This is a genomic window from Pseudomonas sp. 32_A (assembly GCF_017490905.1).
Classification (GTDB): Bacteria; Pseudomonadota; Gammaproteobacteria; order Pseudomonadales; family Pseudomonadaceae; genus Aquipseudomonas; species Aquipseudomonas inefficax.
In genome coordinates this window covers 1-246 of the sequence record NZ_JAFGYI010000479.1, presented here as the reverse complement: position 1 = coordinate 246, position 246 = coordinate 1, and the positions used below count along the sequence as shown (strand labels likewise).

The 246-nt window shown below is 65.9% G+C and carries 1 protein-coding gene; it reads right to left on the bottom strand.

Translation table 11 applies throughout. The features are described from left to right. Nucleotides 1-246: amino acid permease (locus tag J5M58_RS27515; RefSeq protein WP_207880668.1), on the bottom strand; the 246-nt coding region annotated here is incomplete at both ends.

The following is a 246-nucleotide window of genomic DNA, read 5'->3' as shown; positions in this document are numbered from 1 at the left end:
ACCTGGTTGGCGTTCTCGCGGCGCAGGAACTCCGGCATGGTGTGGTCCTTGGCGGCGGCGAACATGATCTCGGCGCACAGCAGCACCCACGACAGCAGGGCCCCGAGCAGCGAGATGATCAGGCCGATACTGATCAGCAAGGCGCCCCACGGCCCGACGATATGCTCCAGTACCGAAGCCAGCGACGGGTTCTGCAGCCCGGCCAGTTCCGGCTGGGTCATCACCCCCAGCGACAACACGTTGACC